Raw genomic sequence first — 2,541 nt, 5'->3', positions numbered from 1 at the left:
CGTTAAGGTTTATTCGATGCCTGCCATCGGCCGCAGAAATGTGCGTGCCGCCGCGCATGTCGGCAGGCGTCGAATAAGCCCGATGGAGGAAACCGCGGAGTGCCCCACTGCGGTTGGAGGGTTCGCGGCTATGGCGATTGATAGACCGGAATGGTCAGTGGTGCCGGATGCGGCACGCTCAGGCGGGGTGCCGGAGGGACGCTGACGCCGTAGCGAAGTGGTTTAGTCGTGCATTCGCGATGATGAGGCGGCCGGGCAAAGCGCTTCGCGTAGCGACACGCGCAGGCTTCCATCCTTGGGCCGCGTTGCCGCGGAGCCAACGTTCGACAGGCAGGTCGAGGAACCGTGGGGTTCATGTCGGATCCCGGCGCATTGGCGGTGCGCGGATCGGGGCGCTGCGCGCGAGGATTTCGATGACGACCATCGGTGCGCCGCAGTGCCGACAGATGAAGACGGGGCGGGTTTCGATGATGGCGTCGTCCGGCGACGGGCTGATCTCGGGTTCGACGTGCAGCAGTTCGCGCACCTTTGCGAGATTGGCGCGGCGCACCGGGTTGGCGAGCAGCCCGAAGTGGCGGATCCGATGGAAACCACCGGGCAGCACATGGAGCAGGAAGCGGCGCATGAATTCGCCGGTTTCGAGGGTCATGGTCTTGTAGCGGGTGCGTCCCTTCGCACGGTAGTCCTTCCAGCGGAACGTCACGCCACGCTCATCGACGGCGACCAGGCGCTGGTTGGAGATGGCGACGCGGTGCGTGTAGCGTGAGAGGTACTCGAGCACCGCCTTCGGTCCGGCGAACGGGCGCTTGGCGTAGACCACCCATTCGCAAGTACGTAGGGGCGCAAGCCATCGGGCAAAGGTGGCGGGGTCGGCGAGCCCGGTGTACTCGCCGAAGAACTGCAGGTCGCCACGGTGGTGAACCGACTGGAGTGCCTCGAGGAAGCGGCGTCGGAACAGGCGTGAGAGGACGCGCGCGGGCAGGAAGTAGCCGGGCCGGCAGGCGATCCAGCGTTCACCGTCAGGCGACAGCCCGCCACCGGGGACGATGCCGTGCACATGCGGGTGATGCGTGAGCGCCGATCCCCAAGTGTGCAGTACGAGCGTGGCGCCGATCTGGGCGCCGAGATGCCTGGGATCCTCGGCGATCGTGCGCAGCGTGTCGGCGGCGATGTCGAACAGCAGCCCGTAGATGACCCGCTTGTTGTACCAGGCGATCGCGCTGATTTGCGCGGGCAGCGTGAAGACGACGTGGAAGTACTCGACGGGTAGCAGATCGGCCTGACGCGCCTCTAGCCAGCGGTGTGCGGCGCTGGCCTGGCACTTCGGGCAATGCCGGTCTCGGCACGAGTTGAAGGACACCTCGGTCCTTGTGCAGCCTGAACAGCGCAGCACATGTCCGCCCAGTGCCGCCGTGCGGCACCGTTCGATGGCCGACATGACCTTCAGCTGCCCCAGGCTCAAGTGTGTCGTGGCTCGCCACGCTGGCCCGTGGCTGCGGAAGATGTCCGCAACCTCCAGCATGAGGCGTTACAGCCCGCGGGTCTACTCTGAGGGCAGACGGTCCAGCGGACTGGTGACCTCGTGCAGCAGGTCGGTGGCCACCTGGACGTAGAGCGCGGTGTTCTCGAGCTTTGCATGGCCGAGCAGCACCTGGATCACGCGGATATCCACCTTCTGTTCGAGGAGATGTGTCGCAAAGCTATGGCGTAGCGTGTGCATGGACACACGTTTGTCGATGTTCGCAGTCTCGGCGGCGGCATGAATGGCACGGTTCAACTGTCGCGTGCTTAACTGATCGAGCGGATCGAGTCCGGGAAACAGCCACCCACCATCGAGCATCTTGCCCTGCGCACGGGCCACGCGCCACCACACACGCAGACGTTCGAGCAGCACCGGCGAGAGCATCGCGTAGCGGTCACGGCGGCCCTTGCCCTGCTCGATACGCAGTGTCATGCGCTCGCTGTCGACGTCGGTGACCTTCAGCGCCACCACTTCGCTGGCGCGTAGCCCCGCGCCGTACGCGACCGACAGCGCGGTTTGGTGCTTCAGGTTACCGGCGGCCTCGATGAGCCGCCGCACTTCGTCGGGGCTGAGCACGACGGGCAATATGCGGGGCACGCGCACCGGTTGCATCCTGACCATCAGCTCGGGCCGGTCGAGCGTGACTTTGAAGAAGAACTTCAGGCCGGTGATCGCGTGGTTCAGCGACACGGCCGATGTGCCGTGGTCGACCAGATAGAGCTGGTAGCGGCGCAGGTCCTCGACGGTGGCCGTGTCAGGCGAGCGCCCGAGAAAACGGGCGAACTCACGCACGATGTGCAGGTAGATGTCCTGCGTCTTGGGGGCAAGCTGGCGCATGCGCATATCGTCGATCATGCGCTGGCGCAGTGGGCTGGCGTTTGTCGGTAAGGAGGTCATGATTCGGCTCCTGTTGAAGAACGAGGCGGATTGCCTCATTCGCCAACATAAAGCCGGGTGACCGGCCTCTCCCTGACCACCAGCGTCGGACCGTAGCCCCTACCGCGCGAGCGGTTTAGTCC

2 protein-coding genes are annotated in these 2,541 nt (G+C 65.2%); both read right to left on the bottom strand.

Translation table 11 applies throughout. The features are described 5' to 3' along the window. Window positions 1-352: 352 nt before the first annotated feature. Window positions 353-1,522: an IS91 family transposase gene (locus NCS58_RS11660; protein WP_250538477.1), complete on the bottom strand. Its 1,170-nt coding sequence runs from the start codon at window positions 1,520-1,522 to the stop codon at window positions 353-355. Between the two features lie 21 nt (window positions 1,523-1,543). Further along, window positions 1,544-2,419 (bottom strand): site-specific integrase, encoded by an 876-nt coding sequence (locus NCS58_RS11655; protein ID WP_061121634.1) that lies wholly within the window; start codon window positions 2,417-2,419, stop codon window positions 1,544-1,546. Window positions 2,420-2,541 lie beyond the last annotated feature (122 nt).

The organism is Caballeronia sp. INML3B (assembly GCF_023631305.1).
In the GTDB taxonomy this organism is placed as follows: Bacteria; Pseudomonadota; Gammaproteobacteria; order Burkholderiales; family Burkholderiaceae; genus Caballeronia; species Caballeronia turbans.
This window is presented reverse-complemented; position numbering and strand designations above follow the sequence as displayed.